This is a genomic window from Streptomyces sp. NPDC059994, from assembly GCF_042737755.1.
Taxonomy (GTDB): domain Bacteria; phylum Actinomycetota; class Actinomycetes; order Streptomycetales; family Streptomycetaceae; genus Streptomyces.
On the sequence record NZ_JBHWUR010000045.1, the window covers coordinates 35,113 to 54,287 of the forward strand.

Annotated in this window: 16 protein-coding genes, 1 tRNA gene and 1 pseudogene; 6 read left to right on the forward strand and 12 right to left on the reverse strand. The window is 71.4% G+C overall.

Annotation, left to right across the window (positions count from 1 at the left end):
- Nucleotides 1–346: 346 nt before the first annotated feature.
- Nucleotides 347–790 carry a GNAT family N-acetyltransferase gene (locus tag ACFWA7_RS22210; protein ID WP_385547578.1) on the reverse strand — a complete coding sequence of 148 codons (444 nt, stop codon included), beginning with the start codon at nucleotides 788–790 and terminating at the stop codon, nucleotides 347–349.
- A 229-nt stretch (nucleotides 791–1,019) separates the two neighbouring features.
- Here ACFWA7_RS22210 and ACFWA7_RS22215 point away from each other — a divergent pair, with 229 nt between their 5' ends.
- Nucleotides 1,020–1,799: a LuxR C-terminal-related transcriptional regulator gene (locus ACFWA7_RS22215; RefSeq protein ID WP_385547581.1), complete on the forward strand. Its 780-nt coding sequence runs from the start codon at nucleotides 1,020–1,022 to the stop codon at nucleotides 1,797–1,799.
- On the opposite strand, the gene ACFWA7_RS22220 is transcribed toward ACFWA7_RS22215, so the two are convergent.
- Entirely contained in the window at nucleotides 1,758–2,255 is a 498-nt protein-coding gene (locus ACFWA7_RS22220) for a MarR family winged helix-turn-helix transcriptional regulator (RefSeq protein ID WP_101388686.1), read from the reverse strand. The two genes, ACFWA7_RS22215 and ACFWA7_RS22220, sit on opposite strands and share 42 nt — an antisense overlap.
- A 131-nt stretch (nucleotides 2,256–2,386) precedes the next feature.
- On the opposite strand from ACFWA7_RS22220, the gene ACFWA7_RS22225 reads away from it, so the two are divergent.
- A complete protein-coding gene (locus ACFWA7_RS22225; protein WP_385547585.1) occupies nucleotides 2,387–3,394 on the forward strand; it encodes a methyltransferase domain-containing protein in 1,008 nt (335 codons plus the stop codon).
- Nucleotides 3,395–3,460: 66 nt separating this feature from the next.
- Here the strand turns inward: ACFWA7_RS22225 and ACFWA7_RS22230 are convergent, their stop codons facing one another.
- The 3 genes from ACFWA7_RS22230 to ACFWA7_RS22240 all read right to left on the reverse strand — a co-directional run bounded on the left by ACFWA7_RS22230 (nucleotide 3,461) and on the right by ACFWA7_RS22240 (nucleotide 7,171).
- The gene (locus ACFWA7_RS22230) at nucleotides 3,461–5,167 is read right to left on the reverse strand and encodes an FG-GAP repeat domain-containing protein (RefSeq protein WP_385824738.1); all 1,707 of its coding nucleotides are present in this window, start codon (nucleotides 5,165–5,167) and stop codon (nucleotides 3,461–3,463) included.
- Between the two features lie 277 nt (nucleotides 5,168–5,444).
- Entirely contained in the window at nucleotides 5,445–6,143 is a 699-nt protein-coding gene (locus ACFWA7_RS22235; RefSeq protein ID WP_385824750.1) for a TetR family transcriptional regulator, read from the reverse strand.
- Nucleotides 6,143–7,171 carry an acyl-CoA desaturase gene (locus tag ACFWA7_RS22240; protein WP_385824740.1) on the reverse strand — a complete coding sequence of 343 codons (1,029 nt, stop codon included), beginning with the start codon at nucleotides 7,169–7,171 and terminating at the stop codon, nucleotides 6,143–6,145. Before ACFWA7_RS22240 ends, ACFWA7_RS22235 begins: the two co-directional genes overlap by 1 nt.
- Nucleotides 7,172–7,391: 220 nt before the next feature.
- Here ACFWA7_RS22240 and ppc point away from each other — a divergent pair, with 220 nt between their 5' ends.
- On the forward strand, nucleotides 7,392–10,121 hold the full coding sequence (gene ppc / locus ACFWA7_RS22245; protein WP_385547594.1) for a phosphoenolpyruvate carboxylase: 2,730 nt from the start codon (nucleotides 7,392–7,394) through the stop codon (nucleotides 10,119–10,121).
- A 78-nt stretch (nucleotides 10,122–10,199) separates the two neighbouring features.
- On the opposite strand, the gene pth is transcribed toward ppc, so the two are convergent.
- The 5 genes from pth to ACFWA7_RS22270 form a co-directional block, all read right to left on the reverse strand.
- Nucleotides 10,200–10,781, reverse strand: a complete 582-nt coding sequence (pth, locus tag ACFWA7_RS22250; protein ID WP_385547597.1) for an aminoacyl-tRNA hydrolase — start codon at nucleotides 10,779–10,781, stop codon at nucleotides 10,200–10,202.
- A 69-nt stretch (nucleotides 10,782–10,850) separates the two neighbouring features.
- Nucleotides 10,851–11,438, reverse strand: a complete 588-nt coding sequence (locus ACFWA7_RS22255; protein ID WP_385824742.1) for a 50S ribosomal protein L25/general stress protein Ctc — start codon at nucleotides 11,436–11,438, stop codon at nucleotides 10,851–10,853.
- Nucleotides 11,439–11,622: 184 nt separating this feature from the next.
- Nucleotides 11,623–12,597: a ribose-phosphate diphosphokinase gene (locus ACFWA7_RS22260; protein WP_385547603.1), complete on the reverse strand. Its 975-nt coding sequence runs from the start codon at nucleotides 12,595–12,597 to the stop codon at nucleotides 11,623–11,625.
- 117 nt (nucleotides 12,598–12,714) lie between these two features.
- Nucleotides 12,715–14,163 carry a bifunctional UDP-N-acetylglucosamine diphosphorylase/glucosamine-1-phosphate N-acetyltransferase GlmU gene (gene glmU / locus ACFWA7_RS22265; RefSeq protein WP_385824744.1) on the reverse strand — a complete coding sequence of 483 codons (1,449 nt, stop codon included), beginning with the start codon at nucleotides 14,161–14,163 and terminating at the stop codon, nucleotides 12,715–12,717.
- Between the two features lie 155 nt (nucleotides 14,164–14,318).
- Nucleotides 14,319–14,393, reverse strand: a tRNA-Gln gene (locus ACFWA7_RS22270).
- Between the two features lie 162 nt (nucleotides 14,394–14,555).
- Here ACFWA7_RS22270 and ACFWA7_RS22275 point away from each other — a divergent pair.
- Nucleotides 14,556–15,872 (forward strand): sensor histidine kinase, encoded by a 1,317-nt coding sequence (locus tag ACFWA7_RS22275; protein WP_385824746.1) that lies wholly within the window; start codon nucleotides 14,556–14,558, stop codon nucleotides 15,870–15,872.
- A 407-nt stretch (nucleotides 15,873–16,279) separates the two neighbouring features.
- Here ACFWA7_RS22275 and ACFWA7_RS22280 read toward each other — a convergent pair whose 3' ends face one another.
- Together ACFWA7_RS22280 and ACFWA7_RS22285 are read right to left on the reverse strand one after the other, a co-directional pair.
- The gene (locus ACFWA7_RS22280; protein WP_385824748.1) at nucleotides 16,280–16,777 is read right to left on the reverse strand and encodes an SUKH-3 domain-containing protein; all 498 of its coding nucleotides are present in this window, start codon (nucleotides 16,775–16,777) and stop codon (nucleotides 16,280–16,282) included.
- A gap of 10 nt (nucleotides 16,778–16,787) precedes the next feature.
- The gene (locus ACFWA7_RS22285) at nucleotides 16,788–17,381 is read right to left on the reverse strand and encodes a YwqJ-related putative deaminase (RefSeq protein ID WP_385550305.1); all 594 of its coding nucleotides are present in this window, start codon (nucleotides 17,379–17,381) and stop codon (nucleotides 16,788–16,790) included.
- A 289-nt stretch (nucleotides 17,382–17,670) separates the two neighbouring features.
- Between ACFWA7_RS22285 and ACFWA7_RS22290 the strand changes: the two genes are divergently transcribed.
- The gene (locus ACFWA7_RS22290; protein ID WP_385550308.1) at nucleotides 17,671–18,645 is read left to right on the forward strand and encodes an SMI1/KNR4 family protein; all 975 of its coding nucleotides are present in this window, start codon (nucleotides 17,671–17,673) and stop codon (nucleotides 18,643–18,645) included.
- 5 nt (nucleotides 18,646–18,650) lie between these two features.
- Nucleotides 18,651–19,175: pseudogene (locus ACFWA7_RS22295) on the forward strand (hypothetical protein); the annotation flags it as partial.

A 19,175-nucleotide genomic window follows, 5' to 3' on the forward strand; every position in this document is an offset into this window, starting at 1 on the left:
GGTGGCTTCGGGGGTCACTTCAGTCGCTTGGTCAGGGTGAACTCTGTGACGCCCGGCGGATTGTCGGGTACCTGGCCCGCCGCCTGGTACCCCTGCTTGCGGTAGAAGCCGGGCGTCTGGCTGTGTCTGTTCGTGCCCTCCGGGCACGGGCTCAGGTTTCCTGGTGGGTGGCTTCGGGGGTCACTTCAGTCGCTTGGTCAGGGTGAACTCTGTGACGCCCGGCGGATTGTCGGGTACCTGGCCCGCCGCCTGGTACCCCTGTTTGCGGTAGAAGCCGGGCGTCTGGCTGTGTCTGTCAGTGCCCTCCGGGCACGGGCCCAGGTTTCCTGGTGGGTGGCTTCGGGGGTCACTTCAGTCGCTTGGTCAGGGTGAACTCCGTGACGCCCGGCGGATAGTCGGGTACCTCGCCCACCACCTCGTACCCCTGCTTGCCGTAGAAGCCCGGCGCCTGGAAGTCCCAGGTCTCCAGACGGGACCAGGCGCAGGCGTGCTCGGTGCGGGCCGACTTCTCCGCGCGCGCGAGGAGTTCGGCGCCGAGGCCCGCGCCCCGGTGCGCCGCGTCCACCCACAGCAGGTCCACATGGAGCCAGCTCGCCCAGACGCGGCCGGTGAGGCCGCCCGCCAGGCCGCCCTTCTCGTCCAGCGCCCAGACGTGCAGCGGCTGTTCCTTCTCGCCCGGGGCGCCGCGCAGGGCGCGCAGCGCCGAAGAGCGTTCCGTATTGGCGTCCTTGAGCCGCTGATGCAGCAGAATCCGTCGCGCCTTGTCCACTTCCGCCTCAAAACGAAACATGGGCCACACCCTAAACACCCTGGCCAATCAGTTCTGCAAATTACCTTCCGCTCGCGGCCCACGGCCCTACTCTGAAGCACAGCACCGGTGGGGGCCGGTGTTGATCAGGGGGCGAGACAGTCGGGTACGACGCCCGGGGTGGGGTACCAGTCAGTCCACGGCGGCGGCCGCGCGACTGCCGTTCCCCCTGTTCCGGGCGCCGTGCCCTGACCGGTCCGTTCCCCGACGCATGGGGGTGTCTGTGGTTCGTATCCGGGTTCTCGTGGTGGATGACCACCGAATCTTCGCGGAGTCGCTGGCCGCCGCCCTGGCGGCCGAGCCGGACGTCGACGTCGCGGCCGCCGGCAGCGGCCCGGCCGCGCTGCGCTGTCTGGAGCGGGGTGCCTCCGAGGGGCGCCGCTTCGACGTGATGCTCGTCGACGCCGACCTCGGCGCGCTCGCCGGCGCGCCGGTGGCCCGGGCCGTGCCGGACGGCGGTGGTGCCGAGGGTCTGGTGGACGGCATCTCGCTGGTCGCCGGGGTCCGTTCGGGCCAGCCCGCCGTGCGTACGGTGGTGCTCGCCGAGAAGGACGACCCGCGCCGCGCCGCGCTCGCCCTCCAGGCGGGGGCGTCCGGCTGGGTCGCCAAGGACTGCTCGCTGCAGCGGCTGCTCGCGGTGATCAGGGGCGTACTGCGGGACGAGACGCATCTGCCGCCCGCGCTGCTCACCGGCGTCCTGCGCGAGCTCACCGCCGCCCGCAAGCACCGCACCGAGAGCGAGCGACTGGTGGAGTCGCTGACCCCGCGCGAGCGCGAGGTGCTGCGGTGCATGGTCGCCGGGCTCGGCCGCAAGGCGGTCGCCGAGCGCCTCTTCCTCTCCCCGCACACGGTCCGCACGCACATGCAGAACGTGCTGGGCAAGCTCGGTGTGCACTCGACGCTGGCCGCCGTCGCGCTGGCGCGCCGGGCCGGGGTCGGGCCGGCCGACCTAGCCGGGGATGTTGTCGAACGGGGCGGTCAACTGGCGTAGCAGTCCCGCCAGTTCGCCCCGCTGGGTGCGCGACAGCTGGGCCAGGATGGCCCGCTCCTGCTCCAGGAGCCCGGCCAGTGCCTGGTCCGCGCGGTCGCGCCCCTCGGGGGTGAGGCGGACCAGTACCCCGCGCCGGTCGCTCGGGTCGGGGAGCCGCTCGACCAGGCCCTTCTTGGCGAGCCGGTCGATCCTGTTGGTCATGGTGCCGGAGGTGACCAGCGTCTGGGTGAGCAGCTGCCCGGGAGAGAGCTGGTAGGGCGCGCCCGCGCGCCGCAGCGACGTCAGGACATCGAACTCCCAGGGCTCCAGCTGATGCTCGGAGAAGGCGAGTCTGCGCGCCCGGTCGAGGTGGCGCGCCAGCCTGCTGACGCGGCTGAGCACCTCAAGCGGTTCCACGTCGAGGTCCGGGCGCTCGCGGCGCCATGCTGAGACCAGTCGGTCGACCTCGTCCTCCATGACGATCAGTGTAGAGGGTCTGTCGATGTGAAGTCTCTTGACGTCAAGATATATAAACCCCCACCATTGGGCATGCAGGGGCCGGGACCCTGTTCCGCTTCGCCTACCCGTACCTGCAAGGGGGCTCGAACATGCATTCCGATTTCGTCCCGGAGGCCGTCGGGGCGCCGCCCCGGGCATTCACCGGCACATCCGCCCGGACGTCTGCCCAGCTGCCCGCGCCCCTCTGGGATCCGCAGCAGTACCTGCACCATTCCGGCCATCGCACCCGGCCGTTCCTCGATCTACTGGCGAGGATCCCGGCGCTGCCGGGCTCCGCCGGCGCGGCCGCCGCCGACACGGCCGTCGCCTGGGGAGCATCCGGCGCCCGGGGCGTGGGTGCCCCGCGCGCCCCGGACACCTTTTTTCCGGGCCCCGGGAGCCACCCGCCCACCCGGATCGCGGACCTCGGATGCGGCCCGGGAAACATCACCACGCTGCTCGCCGAGCGCTGGCCCGACGCCCGTATCACCGGCTTCGACCTCTCGCCCGAGATGCTCGCCCAGGCCGACAAGGACCACGCGGGCACCACCCGGGGCGGCGGCTGGCTGGACTTCCGCCCCGCCGACCTCGCCCACTGGACGCCGGAGGAGCCGTACGACCTGATCGTCTCCAACGCGGCCCTCCAGTGGGTCCCCAACCACCCGGAGTCCTTCGCCTGCTGGCTCGACGGCCTCACCCCCGGCGGCACCTTCGCCTTCCAGGTCCCCGGCAACTTCAGCTCGCCCAGCCACGCCCTGCTCGGCGAGCTCTGCGAGTCGCCGCGCTGGCGCGGCCTGCTCGGCGACCACGGGCGCCGCTACGTCCACATCCTCGAACCCGCCGACTATCTGCTGCGTCTGACGGACCTCGGCTGCGAGGCGGACGTCTGGGAGACGACCTACTCACAGCTGCTGCCCGGCGAGGACCCGGTCCTGGACTGGGTCAAGGGAACCGCCCTGCGCCCGGCCCTGACCGCGCTCGCCGACGACGAGGAGGCGACCGAGGCCTTCCTCGCCGAATACCGCGACCTGCTGCGCCGCGCGTACCCGCCGGGCCCGTACGGCACGGTCTTCCCGTTCCGCCGGATATTCGCGGTGGCGCGCAGGAAGGACCGCTGACGTAGTGCGTGGACACGGCAGTGCCCCGCGGCCCTCCAGGGGTGCGGGGCACTCTTACGTCACGGCCTAGTAGAGGTCGCGGTACGTGTTCCAGCCGTCGCCCAGCTTCACGCGGGACTTGAAGCCGCCGTAGCCGTTCGAGTCGTAACGGAACGCCTCGCCCCGGGAGTTGGTGGCGATCAGGTCGGCCCGGCCGTCACCGTTGAGGTCGCCGGGGGCCGCGATGTTCTTGAACTGCTGCCAGCCGGGGCCGACGTAGACCCGCGACTTGAACGGCGAGGTGGAGACGCCGGTGCCCTGGTACAGGTACAGCTTGCCGTCGCCGGTGCGCGCGACGATGTCCGTGAGCCCGTCGCCGGTGAGGTCACCGGCGCCGACGATCTTGTCGTACGCGTTCCAGCCGCCGCCGATGTTCAGACGGGAGGAGAACTGGTAGCCGTTGCCGTAGCCCCGGTACAGCGAGAGCGTGCCGGAGCCGTCGCGGGCGAGCAGGTCGTTCTTGCCGTCGTTGTTCAGGTCGCCCGCGCCGACGAGGGTGTTGAAGCCGCCCCAGCCGCCGCCCGCGTCACTGAGGTTGACGCCGATGTAGAGGTGGCCGTCGTCCCACTGGAGCAGGTCGCCGTAGAGCCCGCCGCGGATCGAGGCCGCGAAGGCGAGGCGGCGCGAGTTCGCGAAGACGCCGTCGTCGCTGGCCCTGAAGCGCTGCGAGAGCTGGCCGTTGTACTCCGAGTAGTACTGCCAGAGCGTGCCCTTGGTGTCGCGGCCGATGATGCTGCTCTTCAGCGGGGTCGCGTTGGCGCCCGTACCGCTGAAGGCCTGGGTGTACTCCCAGCCCGAGCCCATCTTCGTGGGGCTGTTGAAGTTGCCCTTGCCGTCGGCCGCGTAGAAGTACAGCGTGCCGCCGTTGCTGCGGGCCGCGATGTCGGCGTAGCCGTCGCCGTTGCCGTCGTCGAGCGAGAGGATCTGGTTGTACGCGGTCCAGCCGCCGCCGATCCGGACGCGGGACTTCAGCGGGTCGGCCGCGTTGCCGGTGCCCGCGTAGAAGTACAGGTCGCCGTCCGGCGTGCGGGCCACGACGTCGCCGAAGCCGTCGCCGTTCATGTCGCCCGCGCCGACCAGCTGGTCGTAGCCCTGCCAGCCGCCGCCGACCTTGATGCGCCCGGCGAACGGGTCACCGGCGGAGACGCCCTTGCCCGGGTACAGGTAAAGGTCGCCGCCGGGCGTGCGGGCCAGGAGGTCGCCCTTGCCGTCGCCGGTCACATCGGCCGCGCCGACGATCTTGTTGTAGGCGTTCCAGCCGCCGCCCGACCAGGTCGGGTAGTTGGAGCCGCTGTTCGTCACATCGGCGTAGAGCGAGAGCGTTCCGTCGGGCTGCACGGTCAGCAGCTCGGGGGTGCCGTTCCCGTCCAGGTCGCCCGGCGTGACGAGGTCCTTGTAGGCGCCGAAGGAGTTCGCGAACGCCGGGTTGTCCTTCTCGGTCCAGGTCTCCAGGTACGTCAGGTTGTCGACGCCCCGGTAGAGCAGGTCCGTGGAGCCGTCCTTGTTGAGGTCCAGACGCGGCTTGGCGGCGGTGGCGGCCGCGACGGCCGACGACCGGTGGATCCGCCCGGGCAGCGCGCCCGCAGGGTTGCCGGCGGACGGCCTGGCGGCCTCGACGGTCGCCTTCGGGCCCTTCGGCGCCTGGTCGGCCGAGGCCGTGCCCGAAAGGAGCATGCCGGCCGAGAGCGCGAGGGCGGTGCAGGCCGCGAGGCGGCCGGGGCGCAAGGTGCGCACAGAAGACAAAATTCCCCCCAGGGAATATGCGGGTGGAACCGGGTCGAATTCATCGCGGCTCACGCGAAAGCGGAGCACGCGGGAGCATTCCTCGCGGGGCCCACACGCAGCGCGTCGAAAGGACGTTGAGGCACGCGTGGCCGCTCACGAAGGAATGCCGGAATCCCCCCCGGGAATGTGCGTGAAGCCTACAGCCGATGCGCGGGTGGTTGAAGTGGAAAATGGGCCACGAGTGAAACTCGCGACCCATTCGAGATCATTCGGGACCCACCACCGCTCAGCTCTTGCGGTGCCCTATCAGCCGGGGTTTCTGCTCCAGGCCGTCGAGGCCGTGCCACGCCAGGTTCACCAGGTGCGCGGCGACCTCCGCCTTCTTCGGCTTGCGCACGTCCAGCCACCACTGGCCGGTCAGCGCGACCATCCCGACCAGCGCCTGCGCGTACAGCGGGGCGAGCTTGGGGTCGAAGCCGCGGGCCTTGAACTCCAGGCCGAGGATGTCCTCGACCTGGGTCGCGATGTCGGAGATCAGCGAGGCGAAGGTGCCCGTCGACTGGGCGACCGGCGAGTCCCGGACCAGGATCCGGAACCCGTCGGTGTACTTCTCGATGTAGTCGAGCAGCGCGAACGCGGCCTGCTCCAGGAGCTCGCGCGGGTGCCCCGCGGTCAGGGCACCCGTCACCCCCTCCAGGAGCGAGCGCATCTCACGGTCGACCACCACCGCGTACAGCCCCTCCTTGCCGCCGAAGTGCTCGTAGACCACCGGCTTGGAGACGCCGGCCTTCGCCGCGATCTCCTCCACCGAGGTGCCCTCGAAGCCCTTCTCGGCGAAGAGCGTGCGGCCGATGTCCAGCAACTGCTCCCGGCGCTCCGCGCCCGTCATCCGGGTACGGCGGGTCCGCCGGGGTCGTTCGATGCCCGCCGAGCCGTTGTTGCCGGTCGTACGGGTGGTACTGGAGTCGGTCGCCACGTCCTCCATCATGCCGCCTCTGCGGCCTTCTCCTTACGGGCGCTCTCCTCGTGGGCCTTCTCCGCACGCCGGGAGGGCGCGCCGGGCTCGCTGCGCTTGGCGTCCAGGCGGGCCTCGGTGGGCCAGCGCACGTCGTACGCCCAGCCCAGCTGCTCGCACCAGCGGATGATCCGGGCGCTGGAGTCGATCTGGCCGCGCATCACACCGTGCCGCGCCGAGGTCGGGTCGGCGTGGTGCAGGTTGTGCCAGGACTCGCCGCACGACAGGACCGCCAGCCACCACACGTTGCCGGAGCGGTCGCGGGACTTGAAGGGGCGCTTGCCGACCGCGTGGCAGATGGAGTTGATGGACCAGGTCACGTGGTGCAGCAGCGCGACGCGGACCATCGAGCCCCAGAAGAACGCGGTGAACGCGCCCCACCAGGACATCGTCACCAGACCGCCGACGACCGGCGGGATGGCGAGGGACAGGATCGTCCACCAGACGAAGTCGCGCGAGATCCGGCGGATCGCCGGGTCCTTGATGAGGTCGGGCGCGTACTTCTCCTGCGAGGTCTGCTCCTCGTTGAACATCCAGGCGATGTGGGCCCACCACAGGCCCTTCATCAGCGCCGGAAGCGTCTCGCCGAACCGCCACGGAGAGTGCGGGTCGCCCTCCGCGTCGGAGAACTTGTGGTGCTTGCGGTGGTCCGCCACCCAGCGCACCACCGGGCCCTCCACGGCCATCGACCCGGCCACCGCGAGGGCGATCCGCAGCGGGCGCTTGGCCTTGAAGGAGCCGTGTGTGAAGTAGCGGTGGAAGCCGATGGTGACGCCGTGGCAGCCCAGGTAGTACATGAAGACCATGAGGCCCAGGTCCAGCCAGCTCACACCCCAGCCCCAGGCCAGCGGCACCGCGGCGAGCAGCGCCACGAACGGAACGACGATGAAGAGCAGCAGCGCGATCTGCTCGACGGACCGTTTGCTCTCGCCCCCGCGGGTGGCGGAGGAATCCGGCGGTTCGGTGGCCGGGTCGATGAGGTCGGGGCTTGCGGTCATGGGAATCCCCCTGCGGGGTGAGAGACGAAGAGGAGAGGCCGCCAGGCTACGGACCCGTAACCTACGGCGACGTAAGTATGGCAGTGCCGCCGCCCCGTACAAGAGGGCAGTGGACTGCGACGCGCGCACGGCCACCTATCCTGGGTCTCGTCGGACAGCGCGGTCCGCAAGCCTCCAGTACCCCTCCAGACGTGCTCAAACACTGCAAGGAGCCGCACCTGTGAGCAGTGCCGACCAGACCCCCGCCGCCAGCCCCGAGCTTCGCGCCGACATCCGCCGACTGGGTGACCTCCTGGGCGAGGCGCTCGTCCGCCAGGAAGGGCCCGAGCTCCTGGAGCTCGTCGAGCGCGTGCGCGCCCTCACCCGTACGGACGGTGAGGCCGCCGCCGAGCTGCTCGGCGGCACCGAGGTGGAGACCGCCGCCAAGCTCGTACGGGCCTTCTCCACCTACTTCCACCTCGCCAACGTCACCGAGCAGGTGCACCGCGGCCGTGAGCTGCGCGCCCACCGGGCCGCCGAGGGCGGGCTCCTCGCCCGCACCGCCGACATGCTCAAGGACGCCGATCCCGAGCACCTGCGCGAGACGGTCAAGAACCTGAACGTGCGCCCGGTCTTCACCGCGCACCCCACGGAGGCGGCCCGCCGCTCCGTCCTCAACAAGCTGCGCCGGATCGCGGCGCTCCTGGACACCCCGGTCACCGAGGCCGACCGGCGCCGCCACGACCTGCGGCTCGCCGAGAACATCGACCTCATCTGGCAGACCGACGAACTGCGCGTGGTCCGCCCGGAGCCCGCCGACGAGGCGCGCAACGCCATCTACTACCTGGACGAGCTGCACGCGGGCGCGGTCGGCGACGTCCTGGAGGACCTGGCGGCCGAGCTGGAGCGGGTCGGCGTCGAGCTGCCCGCCGGCACCCGCCCGCTCACCTTCGGCACCTGGATCGGCGGCGACCGCGACGGCAACCCCAACGTGACCCCCCAGGTCACCTGGGACGTGCTGATCCTCCAGCACGAGCACGGCATCAACGACGCGCTCGAAGTGATCGACTTCCTGCGCGGGCTGCTGTCCAACTCGATCCGGTACGCGGGCGCCACCGAGGAGCTCCTCGCCTCCCTCCAGGCCGACCTGGAGGCGCTCCCCGAGATCAGCCCCCGCTACAAGCGGCTCAACGCCGAGGAGCCCTACCGGCTCAAGGCGACCTGCGTACGGCAGAAGCTCGTCAACACCAAGGAGCGGCTCGCCAAGGGCACCCCGCACCAGAGCGGCCGCGACTACCTGGGCACCTCCGAGCTGATCGCCGACCTCACCCTGATCCAGACGTCGCTGCGCGCCCACCGCGGCGCGCTCTTCGCGGACGGCCGGATGGACCGGACGATCCGCACACTGGCCGCGTTCGGCCTCCAGCTCGCCACCATGGACGTACGCGAGCACGCGGACGCCCACCACCACGCCCTCGGCCAGCTCTTCGACCGCCTCGGCGAGGAGTCCTGGCGGTACGCGGACATGCCGCGCGAGTACCGGCAGAAGCTGCTCGCCAAGGAGCTCCGCTCGCGCCGCCCGCTGGCCCCCACGCCCGCGCCGCTGGACGAGGCCGGGCAGAAGACCCTGGGCGTCTTCGGCACGATCAAGGAGGCCTTCGAGCGGTTCGGCCCCGAGGTCATCGAGTCGTACATCATCTCGATGTGCCAGGGCGCCGACGACGTCTTCGCGGCGGCCGTGCTCGCCCGCGAGGCCGGGCTGGTCGATCTGCACGCGGGCTGGGCGAAGATCGGCATCGTGCCGCTCCTGGAGACCACGGACGAGCTGCGCGCCGCCGACGTCATCCTGGACGAGATGCTGGCGGACCCCTCCTACCGGCGCCTCGTCTCGCTGCGCGGCGACGTCCAGGAGGTCATGCTCGGCTACTCCGACTCCTCCAAGTTCGGCGGCATCACCACCAGCCAGTGGGAGATCCACCGCGCCCAGCGGAGGCTGAGGGACGTCGCTCACCGCTACGGGGTCCGGCTGAGGCTGTTCCACGGCCGCGGGGGAACGGTCGGCCGTGGCGGCGGCCCCTCGCACGACGCGATCCTGGCGCAGCCCTGGGGCACCCTTGAGGGCGAGATCAAGGTGACCGAGCAGGGCGAGGTCATCTCCGACAAGTACCTCATCCCGTCGCTGGCCAGGGAGAACCTGGAGCTGACGGTGGCGGCGACCCTCCAGGCGTCCGCCCTGCACACCGCCCCGCGCCAGTCCGACGAGGCGCTCGCGCGCTGGGACGCGGCGATGGACACGGTCTCCGACGCGGCCCACTCGGCCTACCGCAGGCTCGTCGAGGACCCGGACCTGCCCGCGTACTTCTTCGCCTCCACGCCCGTCGACCAGCTCGCCGAGCTGCACCTGGGCTCGCGCCCCTCGCGCCGCCCGGACTCCGGCGCGGGCCTGGACGGGCTGCGGGCCATCCCGTGGGTGTTCGGCTGGACGCAGTCGCGGCAGATCGTGCCCGGCTGGTTCGGTGTCGGCTCGGGCCTGAAGGCGCTGCGCGAGGCCGGTCTGGACACCGTCCTGGACGAGATGCACGAGCAGTGGCACTTCTTCCAGAACTTCATCTCCAACGTGGAGATGACGCTGGCCAAGACCGATCTGCGGATCGCCCGCCACTACGTCGACACGCTGGTGCCCGACGAGCTCAAGCACGTCTTCGCCGATATCGAGGCGGAGCACGCGCTCACCGTGAGCGAGGTGCTGCGCATCACCGGCGGCGAGGAACTGCTCGGCTCGCACCCGGTGCTCCAGCAGACCTTCGCGATCCGGGACGCCTATCTGGACCCGATCTCCTACCTCCAGGTGTCCCTGCTCGCCCGTCAGCGGGCCGAGGCGGAGCGCGGCGAGAGCCCCGACCCGCTGCTCGCACGGGCGCTGCTGCTCACCGTCAACGGTGTCGCGGCGGGCCTGCGCAACACCGGCTGACCCCCGCGCGGAACACGGCGAAGCCCCGGTGGCCGAACGGCTGCCGGGGCTTTTTCGTGCGGTGGCGCGTTACGCGTCCTACGAGTTGTACGTCGACTGCGCGCGCTCAAGACCCTCGATGACCAGCGCCTCGACGGCGTCGGACGCGCGGTCCACGAAGTAGTCGAGCTCTTTGCGCTCGGTCGACGAGAAGTCCTTCAGGACGAAGTCCGCGACCTGCATACGGCCCGGCGGGCGGCCGATGCCGAAGCGGACGCGGTGGTAGTCCGGGCCGAACGACTTGGTCATCGACTTGAGGCCGTTGTGGCCGTTGTCGCCGCCGCCGAGCTTCAGGCGGAGCACTCCGTAGTCGATGTCCAGCTCGTCGTGGACGGCCACGATGTTCTCGGTGGGCACCTTGTAGAAGTCCCGCAGCGCGGTGACGGGCCCGCCGGAGAGGTTCATGTACGACAGGGGCTTCGCCAGGATCACCCGGCGGTTGAGCGGCCCGGCCGGGCCGATACGGCCCTCGACGACCTGGGCCCGCGCCTTGTGCGCCTTGAACTTGGCGCCCATGCGCTCCGCGAGCAGGTCCGCGACCATGAACCCGATGTTGTGCCGGTTGGCGGCGTACTCGGGGCCGGGGTTGCCGAGGCCCACGACCAGCCAGGGGGCGTCCATGTGCGTCTGTCTCCGCGGGGAGTAGGGGGGAGGGGGTGCGGGGGGCGCCGGAGCGCCCCCCACTCAGGCTCAGGCCTCGGCGGACTCGGTGCCCTCGGCCTCGGCGGCCGGCTCCTCGGCCTGGGCGGCCAGGATCTGGATGACGACGGCCTCGGGGTCGGTGACCAGGGTGGTGCCCTTGGGCAGCGCGACGTCCTTGGCGTGGATGGCGGCGCCGGCCTCCAGGCCCGCGATGGAGACCGTGACGGAGGTCGGGATGTGGGTGGCCTCGGCCTCGACGGAGAGCGTGTTCAGCACGTTCTCGACCAGGAAGCTGCCCGGGGCGAGCTCGCCCTCGGTCTCGACGACGACCTCGACGGTGACCTTCTCGCCCTTCGTGACGAGCAGCAGGTCGACGTGGACCAGGTGGCCCTTGATGGCGTCGCGCTGGACGGCCTTCGGGATCGCGAGCTCGCTCTTGCCGTCGACGTCCAGGGAGAGCAGGACGTTCGGGGTGCGGAGCGCGAGCTGCAGCTCGTGGCCCGGGAGGGTCACGTGGACCGGCTCGGTGCCGTGGCCGTAGACGACGGCGGGAACCTTGTTGGCGCGGCGGATGCTGCGGGCGGCGCCCTTGCCGAACTCGGAACGGACCTCGGCGGCGAGCTTGACCTCGGACATGTGCACTCCTCGTATACGCAGATGGATAGCTATGGCGGGTTACCCGGCCACGACTGGCCTGCTACGAAGAGCGCGTCGATAACGGAGCGTCGTACCTATGGGTACGGCCTCCCTCGCCGAGCAACTCGATGAGTCTACCCGGCGGGGAGGCCGTACCCAAAAGGATCTTCTGGAGCGGTGCTGCCTACTGCTCCTCGAAGAGGCTCGTCACCGAGCCGTCCTCGAAGACCTCGCGGACCGCGCGGGCGATCGACGGGGCGATCGACAGGACCGTGATCTTCTCAAGCTCCAGGTCGGACGGGTCCGGCAGGGTGTTCGTGAAGACGAACTCGCTGACCTTGGAGTTCTTCAGACGGTCGGCGGCGGGGCCGGACAGGATGCCGTGCGTGGCCGTCACGATGACGTCCTCGGCGCCGTGCGCGAACAGGGCGTCGGCGGCGGCGCAGATGGTGCCACCGGTGTCGATCATGTCGTCGACCAGGACGCAGACGCGGCCCTTGACGTCACCGACGACCTCGTGGACGGTCACCTGGTTGGCGACGTCCTTGTCACGGCGCTTGTGGACGATCGCCAGCGGCGCGTCCAGACGGTCGCACCAGCGGTCGGCGACGCGCACACGGCCGGCGTCCGGGGAGACGATCGTCAGCTTGGAGCGGTCGACCTTGGCCCCCACGTAGTCCGCGAGGACCGGCAGGGCGGTGAGGTGGTCGACCGGGCCGTCGAAGAAGCCCTGGATCTGGTCGGTGTGCAGGTCGACCGTGAGGATCCGGTCGGCACCCGCGGTCTTCAGCAGATCCGCGACCAGCCGCGCCGAGATCGGCTCGCGGCCCTTGTGCTTCTTGTCCTGGCGGGCGTACCCGTAGGACGGCACGATCACGGTGATGGAGCGGGCCGACGCGCGCTTCAGCGCGTCGATCATGATCAGCTGCTCCATGATCCACTTGTTGATCGGAGCCGTGTGGCTCTGGATCAGGAAGCAGTCGGCGCCGCGCGCCGACTCCTGGAAGCGGACGTAGATCTCACCGTTGGCGAAGTCGAAGGCCTTCGTCGGCACGAGGCCGACACCCAGCTGGTGCGCGACCTCCTCGGCCAGCTCGGGGTGGGCGCGGCCGGAGAAGAGCATCAGCTTCTTCTCGCCGGTCGTCTTGATCCCGGTCACAGCACTGTCTCCTCAGAGGTGTCTTCTGCTGCTGAGCCCGCGCGGTCCCTTGGCGACGAGCCAGCCGAATCGTGTGCGCCTATCACGGTACGCCGTGACAGGCGCAGATGTTTCCGGTCAGTTTTCGCCAACAGCCTCTTCGGAGGCGGCCGCAGCCGCCTGCGCGGCCGCGCTGCCCGGCCGCTTGCGGGCCACCCAGCCCTCGATATTCCGCTGCTGGCCCCGGGCGACGGCGAGCGAACCGGCGGGGACGTCCTTGGTGATGACGGACCCGGCCGCGGTGTAGGCGCCGTCCCCCACTGTGACGGGAGCAACAAACATGTTGTCCGAGCCCGTCTTGCAGTGCGAGCCGATCGTGGTGTGGTGCTTGGCCTCGCCGTCGTAGTTCACGAAGACGCTCGCGGCGCCGATGTTCGTGAACTCGCCGATGGTGGCGTCACCCACGTACGACAGGTGCGGGACCTTGGTGCCCTCGCCGATCGTCGCGTTCTTGGTCTCGACGTACGTGCCGATCTTGGCCTTCACGCCGAGGCGGGTGCCCGGACGCAGATAGGCGTACGGGCCCACCGACGCGCCCTCGCCGACCTCGGAGTCGTACGCCACGGTGTTGTCCACGCGCGCGTCCGGGCCCACCTTGGTGTCGGTCAGACGGGAGTTGGGGCCGACCTCGGCGCCGCGGCCCAGGTGCGTGCCGCCGAGCAGTTGGGTGCCCGGGTGGACCAGCGAGTCCTGCTCGAAGGTGACGGTGACGTCGACGAAGGTGGTGGCCGGGTCGACGACGGTCACGCCCGCGAGCATCGCGCGCTCAAGAAGGCGGTCGTTGAGCAGCCGGCGGGCCTCCGCGAGCTGGACGCGGTTGTTGATGCCGAGGATCTCGCGGTGGTCGCCGCCGACCGAGGCGCCGACGCGGTGCCCGGCCTCGCGCAGGATGCCGAGGACGTCGGTGAGGTACTCCTCGCCCTGGCTGTTGTCCGTGCGGACCTTGCCGAGCGCGTCCGCGAGCAGGGCGCCGTCGAAGGCGAAGACGCCGGAGTTGATCTCCTTGATGGCGCGCTGCGCGTCGGTGGCGTCCTTGTGCTCGACGATCGCGGTGACCGCGCCGGAGCCGCCGTCGCGCACGATCCGGCCGTAGCCGGTCGAGTCGGGGACCTCGGCGGTGAGCACGGTGACGGCGTTGCCGTCCTGCTCGTGCGTACGGGTCAGGGCGGCCAGCGTGGCGCCGGTGAGCAGCGGGGTGTCGCCGCAGACCACGACGACGGTGCCCTCGATCGTCTGGCCGAGCTCTTCGAGGGCCATCCGGACCGCGTGGCCGGTGCCGTTCTGCTCGTACTGGACGGCGGTGCGCACCGAGGCGTCGATCGCGCCGAGGTGGGCGCCGACCTGCTCGCGGGCGTGGCCGACGACCACGACGAGGTGCTCGGGGTCGAGCTCGCGGGCGGCCGCCACGACGTGGCCGACGAGCGAGCGCCCGCAGATCTCGTGCAGGACCTTGGGGGTGGCCGACTTCATACGGGTGCCCTCACCCGCGGCGAGGACGACGACGGCTGCCGGGGGATTGGCGCTCACGGGAATGCCCTTCGGCTTTGTGTGGTGGACATCCGCAGGATACCGGGGGGTTTCGGGGCCGAAATGCCGGGAGGGGCGGCGGGAGGAGAACAGAAGGGGAGCGGCGGGGAAAAACAACCGGGTCCCGACCGCTGTGGTCAGGACCCGAACTGCGCTGGCTCCCCCGCCAGGACTCGAACCCGGACATAAGGCACCAAAAGCCTCAGTGCTGCCAATTACACCACGGGGGATGGAAACCGGTTCGATCGGACATTGTGTCAGGTCACCGGATCGGCACCCCACACTATGCCGTACCGAGCCCCTTCCGTGCGACGGTGCCGATCACCGTGATCGCCGCGAGGACGGCCGAAGTCGCCGGAAAATCGCTGGCGGGCGCCCGTAGGCTGGATGGCATGACCGCAACGGGGGCAGACCACGACTCCGCGGGGACGACCTCCCGCGGCTGGTGGTGGTGGGAACGGCGGCGCAGTGCCGCCCTGGACATCGGACTGGGGCTGGCCTCCGCGTTCGAGTGCGCACTGGAAGGTGTGAAGTTCGCCGGGGACGCGGGGGTCCCCGTACCGGCCGGGGTGCTGTTCGGCCTGGCCGCAGGCGTGACCCTGGCCGCGCGGCGGCGCTGGCCGGTCGCGGTCGTGCTGGTGTCGATCGCCGTGACCCCGGCCAACATGGGCTTCCTGCTCGGCATCGTCGGGCTCTACACGCTGGCCGCCTCCGAGGTGCCGCGCCGCATCACCGCCGCGCTGGCCGGAATGTGTCTGGCGGGCACGTTCATCGTCACTTTCGTACGGATGAACCAGAGCGTCGACGACGGCGCCTTCAACGGCGGGCGCTGGCTGGTCCCGCTCTTCTCGGGCGTGATGGCGCTCGGCCTGACCGCCCCGCCGCTGCTCCTGGGGCTCTATATAGGGGCCCGGCGGCGGCTGATGGAGTCCCTGCGCGAGCGCGCCGACTCGCTGGAGCGGGAGCTGTCGCTGCTCGCGGACCGCGCGGAGGAGCGCGCCGAGTGGGCCCGTACGGAGGAACGCACCCGGATCGCCCGCGAGATGCACGACGTGGTCGCCCACCGGGTGTCCCTGATGGTGGTGCACGCCGCCGCGCTCCAGGCGGTGGCCCGCAAGGATCCGGAGAAGGCCGTCAAGAACGCGGTGCTGGTGGGCGACATGGGCCGCCAGGCGCTGACCGAGCTGCGCGAGATGCTGGGTGTGCTGCGGACCGGGGGGGAGGCGGTGCGGGCCGAGGCTCTGGCCCCGGTCCCGCTCGCGGCCGTGGGCGCCGCCGCCGCGGCCGCCGCTGCCGCCGCCGAGGAGGGGCCGTGCCTGGCCGACATCGAGGCGCTGGTCGGCCAGTCCCGGGAGGCCGGGATGGTGGTCGAGATGACGGTCCACGGCGCGGTGCGGGTCTACGACGCGCTGGTGGAGCAGACCGCGTACCGGGTGGTGCAGGAGGCGCTCACCAACGTCCATAAGCATGCGGCGGGCGCGAAGGTGAGGGTGCGGCTCGCGCATCGGGACGCGGAGGTCGCCATGCAGGTCGAGAACGGGCCTGCGGATGGGGTGACCGCGGACGCCGGTCTTCCCAGTGGGGGCAATGGGCTGGTCGGGATGCGGGAGCGGGTGCTGGCGTTGGGGGGCGTCTTCGTTTCCGGGGTTACGGATGCGGGGGGTTGGCGGGTGTCCGCGGTGTTGCCGGACCGGGTCGGGGCGCGGTAGGGGTGCGGCTTCGGTTTTGTCTGCGGGCCGTGGTGGGCTGGTCGCGCAGTTCCCCGCGCCCCTGAGGGGTTGCGGCTCAGCGGGGCAGTAACCGCGCCCTCTCAAGGGGCGCGGGGAACTGCGCGCCGGGCCCCCGCCGGCCCGCAGTTCCCCAGCACGTCAGGGGTGTTCTCAGCGAGGCGAAGCCGGGCGGGTCGCCCCGGCTGGGGTCGCAACCCCCTGGGGGCGCGGGGAACTGCGCGCCGAGCCCCCGCCGGGCCGCAGCCGAAGCACGTCTGGGGTGTTCTCAGCGAGGCGAAGCCGGGCGGGTCGCCCCGGCTGGGGTCGCAACCCGCCGGGCGGGTCGCTCCCGCTGGGGGCGCGGGGAACTGCGCGCCGGGCCTCCGCCGGGCCGCAGCCGAAGCGCTTCAGGCGTCACGCGGGGACGTCAGGCGGATCGGCTGGACCCCCGTCACCAACGTGTTCAGGGCCAGGTCCAGGTCCGGGCCCAGGTACCAGTCGCCCGTGTGGTCGATGCTGTAGACGCGTCCCCCGGTGTCGATGGCGAGGACCGCCTGCTGCTCGCCCTCCTCGCCCAGTGGCGCCAGCTCGGTTTCCAGCGCGCGGCCGAGTTCCGCGAACGTACGGGCCAGGTGCAGGCCCGCCACCGGGTCGAAGCGGATGGTCGCGGGCGCGTTGTGGCGGCCGGGGCCCGGCGCGGTCAGCCGCAGGCCGCCGAACTCGGCCCACGCCTCCACGGCCGCCGGGAACACGGTGTGCCGGTGCCCGGCGGGCGAGGCGTGCGAGCGCAGCACGTCGGCCCAGGCCTCGGCCTGTCTGATGTCCCAGCGGCCGGGGTGCCATCCGGCGGCGCGCAGCGCGGCGTCGACGGGGACGGGGAAGCGGGTGGTGGACACGTCCGGCATCGGGTTCGGTTCAGCCCTTCTCGGCGGCGGGGTCGACGGCGCGTACGCCGAAGTGGGCGAGGAGCGCGGTGCAGGAACGGCAGGGCGGTGCGTAGCTGCCGTGCAGCGGGTCGCCGTCCTCGCGGATGCGGCGGGCCGTCACCTTGGCGTGCTTGAGCGCGCGTCGGGCCTCGCCGTGGGTCAGGGGCTTGCGTCCGGACCTGCGCGACTTGCCCGCGCGGGCCGATTCCAGGGAGGCGAGCTGGCGCGAGAGCAGGATCGCCTCCGGGCAGCGCCCGGTGAACCGCTCGCGCTGGCCGCTGGTGAGGGTGTCGTGGAAGTCCTGTACGAGCGGGTGGAGCACCGGCGGCTGGTCGCCCTTGCCCGCGGTGCAGGTCAGCGTCTCGCCCCGGACCGAGAGCGCGGCGGCCACGGCCGGCAGGATGCCGTCGCGGCGGTACAGCAGGACGGGCGCGGAGGCGACCGTGGTGCTCCACTGCAGACGCGGGTCACCGGTGCGCGGGTCCCCTGCCCCCGCGGACCCGGCCCGGGGGTCCCCGGCCCGGGGGTCCCCCGCCCGGGAGGCGTCGGCCGCCGTACCCGATATGTCGGTCGTTCCGTGCATGGTGCTCGCTGTCCCTCCCGTTGCCGGCACTGTCCGCAAGCCGGTGTCAACGCCCCCGTTAACGCTCCGTTGCGGGGAACAGACTGCCAAATGTGCCCAGTGGTACGGAAGCTGGGGCTCTGATGTCACTACGTCCGTGTCGTCACCATCGCCGCACGGTGACCCGGTTGTGACACCTGGTCACGGTGGTGCGGGGGCCGGGTGCGGGGCAGGGACCCGGTATTGCCCCACCGCATAGTCTGGTCCTCACCAGCCAGACGCAGCAGCTCGCACGCAGGGGGCATCCGCCATGACGACAGGTCGGCTCGGGCACGCCGCGCCACCGAACGCGGCCTATGCCGGACAGGTCGTGAACTTCCCGGACCCGGTCCGCGCCTCCCGCCATCCCAGAGGGGTGCGGGTGGACGGGAACGGGCACCCGGACTTCTCCGCGTACGCGCGCGCGGCCGCCGAGATCGCGGAGCCGCCGGAGGGCTTCGGCGTGGACGAGCTGCGGCTGACCGACTATGTGTCGGCCAACGCGGCCCTCGCCGCCGACGGCCACGAGCTGTGGGACACCGTCCCCGCCGTCGCCACCCCGCACGGCTGGACCTGGCACCATGTGCCCGGCACCCGCCGCCTGGAGCTGGTGCCGGTCGAGGTGAAGGCGCTGCTGCGGCACCACGGCGGTCTGGCGACGACCAACGTCGACCAGGACAAGCGCGGAACCCGACCGCTCCAGGAGACCCGCCCGGCGCACTTCGGCCTGCCCAAGGGTCTGGTCTCGGTCTCCGAGTCCCAACTCCTGGGCGCGGAGGAGGACTTGGGATACCGGCTGCCGGGTGCGTACCGGGCGTTCCTGAAGGCGGCGGGCGGCTGCGCGCCGGTGGGCGCGGCGCTCGACGCGGAGCTGGGGCTCCTGGTGGACCAGCCGTTCTTCACGGTGCGCGACCAGGCGGCGGTCAACGACCTCGTCTACATCAACAAGTGCCTGCGCGACCATCTGACCAAGGACTACCTGGCCGTGGCCTTCGTGCAGGGCGGCATCCTCGCCGTCAAGGTGAAGGGCTCCGCCATCGGCTCGGTCTGGTTCTGCGCGTACGACGACGCGCGCGACCAGGACGGCTGGAGCGTGCAGGAGCGCGTGGAGCGGCTGCTGCTGCCCTGCGGGACGGACTTCGACGACTTCCTCCAGCGGCTCGCGGGCAATCCGCCGGAGCTGGAGACCGTGGCGAACCTGATGGTGGACGGCGGCTTCGCGCACGCCGTGCCGGTGGGGGAGTGAGTGTGATGGTGACCTTCGCCCAGGCGCAGGAGCGCGCGGAAGAGTGGATCAACGGGGACGTGCCCGCGTACCAGCACCGTGAGGTGCGGGTGCGGGAGTTCGAGCTGGGCTTCGTGGTGTGGGCCGAGGACCGCGCCGAGGGCCCGTCGTCGGACGGCGGCCGGCAGCGGCTCGTCATCGCCCGGGACAGCGGAGAGGCCACGCTGTGGCCCGGTCTGCCGGTGGGTGAGGTCATCCGCCGGTACGAGGAGGAGTACGGCGTGCCGGACGAGCCCGAGGACGCGGTCCCCGCGCCCCCGCCCGAACGCATCGACCTCAACCAGACGTCGTTCCTGCTGACGCCCCCGGAGTGGCTCCAGGAGGCGGCGGACAGGATGGGCATCCCGGACCGCCGACCGGGAGACACGGGTGCGGGTGCGCCTCCGGCGCCGGGTGCGGGTGCCGCCGCTGCGGCCGGGGAGGCCGGGCCGTCCGCGCCGACGCCCTGCGCCCTCTGCCACTGCGTCCCGCCGCCCTGCACCCTCTGCCAC

Bases quoted from the DNA above. Each gene is read 5' to 3' on its own strand.
- ACFWA7_RS22210 (WP_385547578.1), bottom strand. From the start codon at position 790: ATGTTTCGTTTTGAGGCGGAAGTGGACAAGGCGCGACGGATTCTGCTG.
- ACFWA7_RS22215 (WP_385547581.1), top strand. From the start codon at position 1,020: ATGGGGGTGTCTGTGGTTCGTATCCGGGTTCTCGTGGTGGATGACCAC.
- ACFWA7_RS22220 (WP_101388686.1), bottom strand. From the start codon at position 2,255: ATGGAGGACGAGGTCGACCGACTGGTCTCAGCATGGCGCCGCGAGCGC.
- ACFWA7_RS22225 (WP_385547585.1), top strand. From the start codon at position 2,387: ATGCATTCCGATTTCGTCCCGGAGGCCGTCGGGGCGCCGCCCCGGGCA.
- ACFWA7_RS22235 (WP_385824750.1), bottom strand. From the start codon at position 6,143: ATGGAGGACGTGGCGACCGACTCCAGTACCACCCGTACGACCGGCAAC.
- ACFWA7_RS22240 (WP_385824740.1), bottom strand. From the start codon at position 7,171: ATGACCGCAAGCCCCGACCTCATCGACCCGGCCACCGAACCGCCGGAT.
- pth (WP_385547597.1), bottom strand. From the start codon at position 10,781: ATGGACGCCCCCTGGCTGGTCGTGGGCCTCGGCAACCCCGGCCCCGAG.
- ACFWA7_RS22255 (WP_385824742.1), bottom strand. From the start codon at position 11,438: ATGTCCGAGGTCAAGCTCGCCGCCGAGGTCCGTTCCGAGTTCGGCAAG.
- ACFWA7_RS22275 (WP_385824746.1), top strand. From the start codon at position 14,556: ATGACCGCAACGGGGGCAGACCACGACTCCGCGGGGACGACCTCCCGC.
- ACFWA7_RS22280 (WP_385824748.1), bottom strand. From the start codon at position 16,777: ATGCCGGACGTGTCCACCACCCGCTTCCCCGTCCCCGTCGACGCCGCG.
- ACFWA7_RS22285 (WP_385550305.1), bottom strand. From the start codon at position 17,381: ATGCACGGAACGACCGACATATCGGGTACGGCGGCCGACGCCTCCCGG.
- ACFWA7_RS22290 (WP_385550308.1), top strand. From the start codon at position 17,671: ATGACGACAGGTCGGCTCGGGCACGCCGCGCCACCGAACGCGGCCTAT.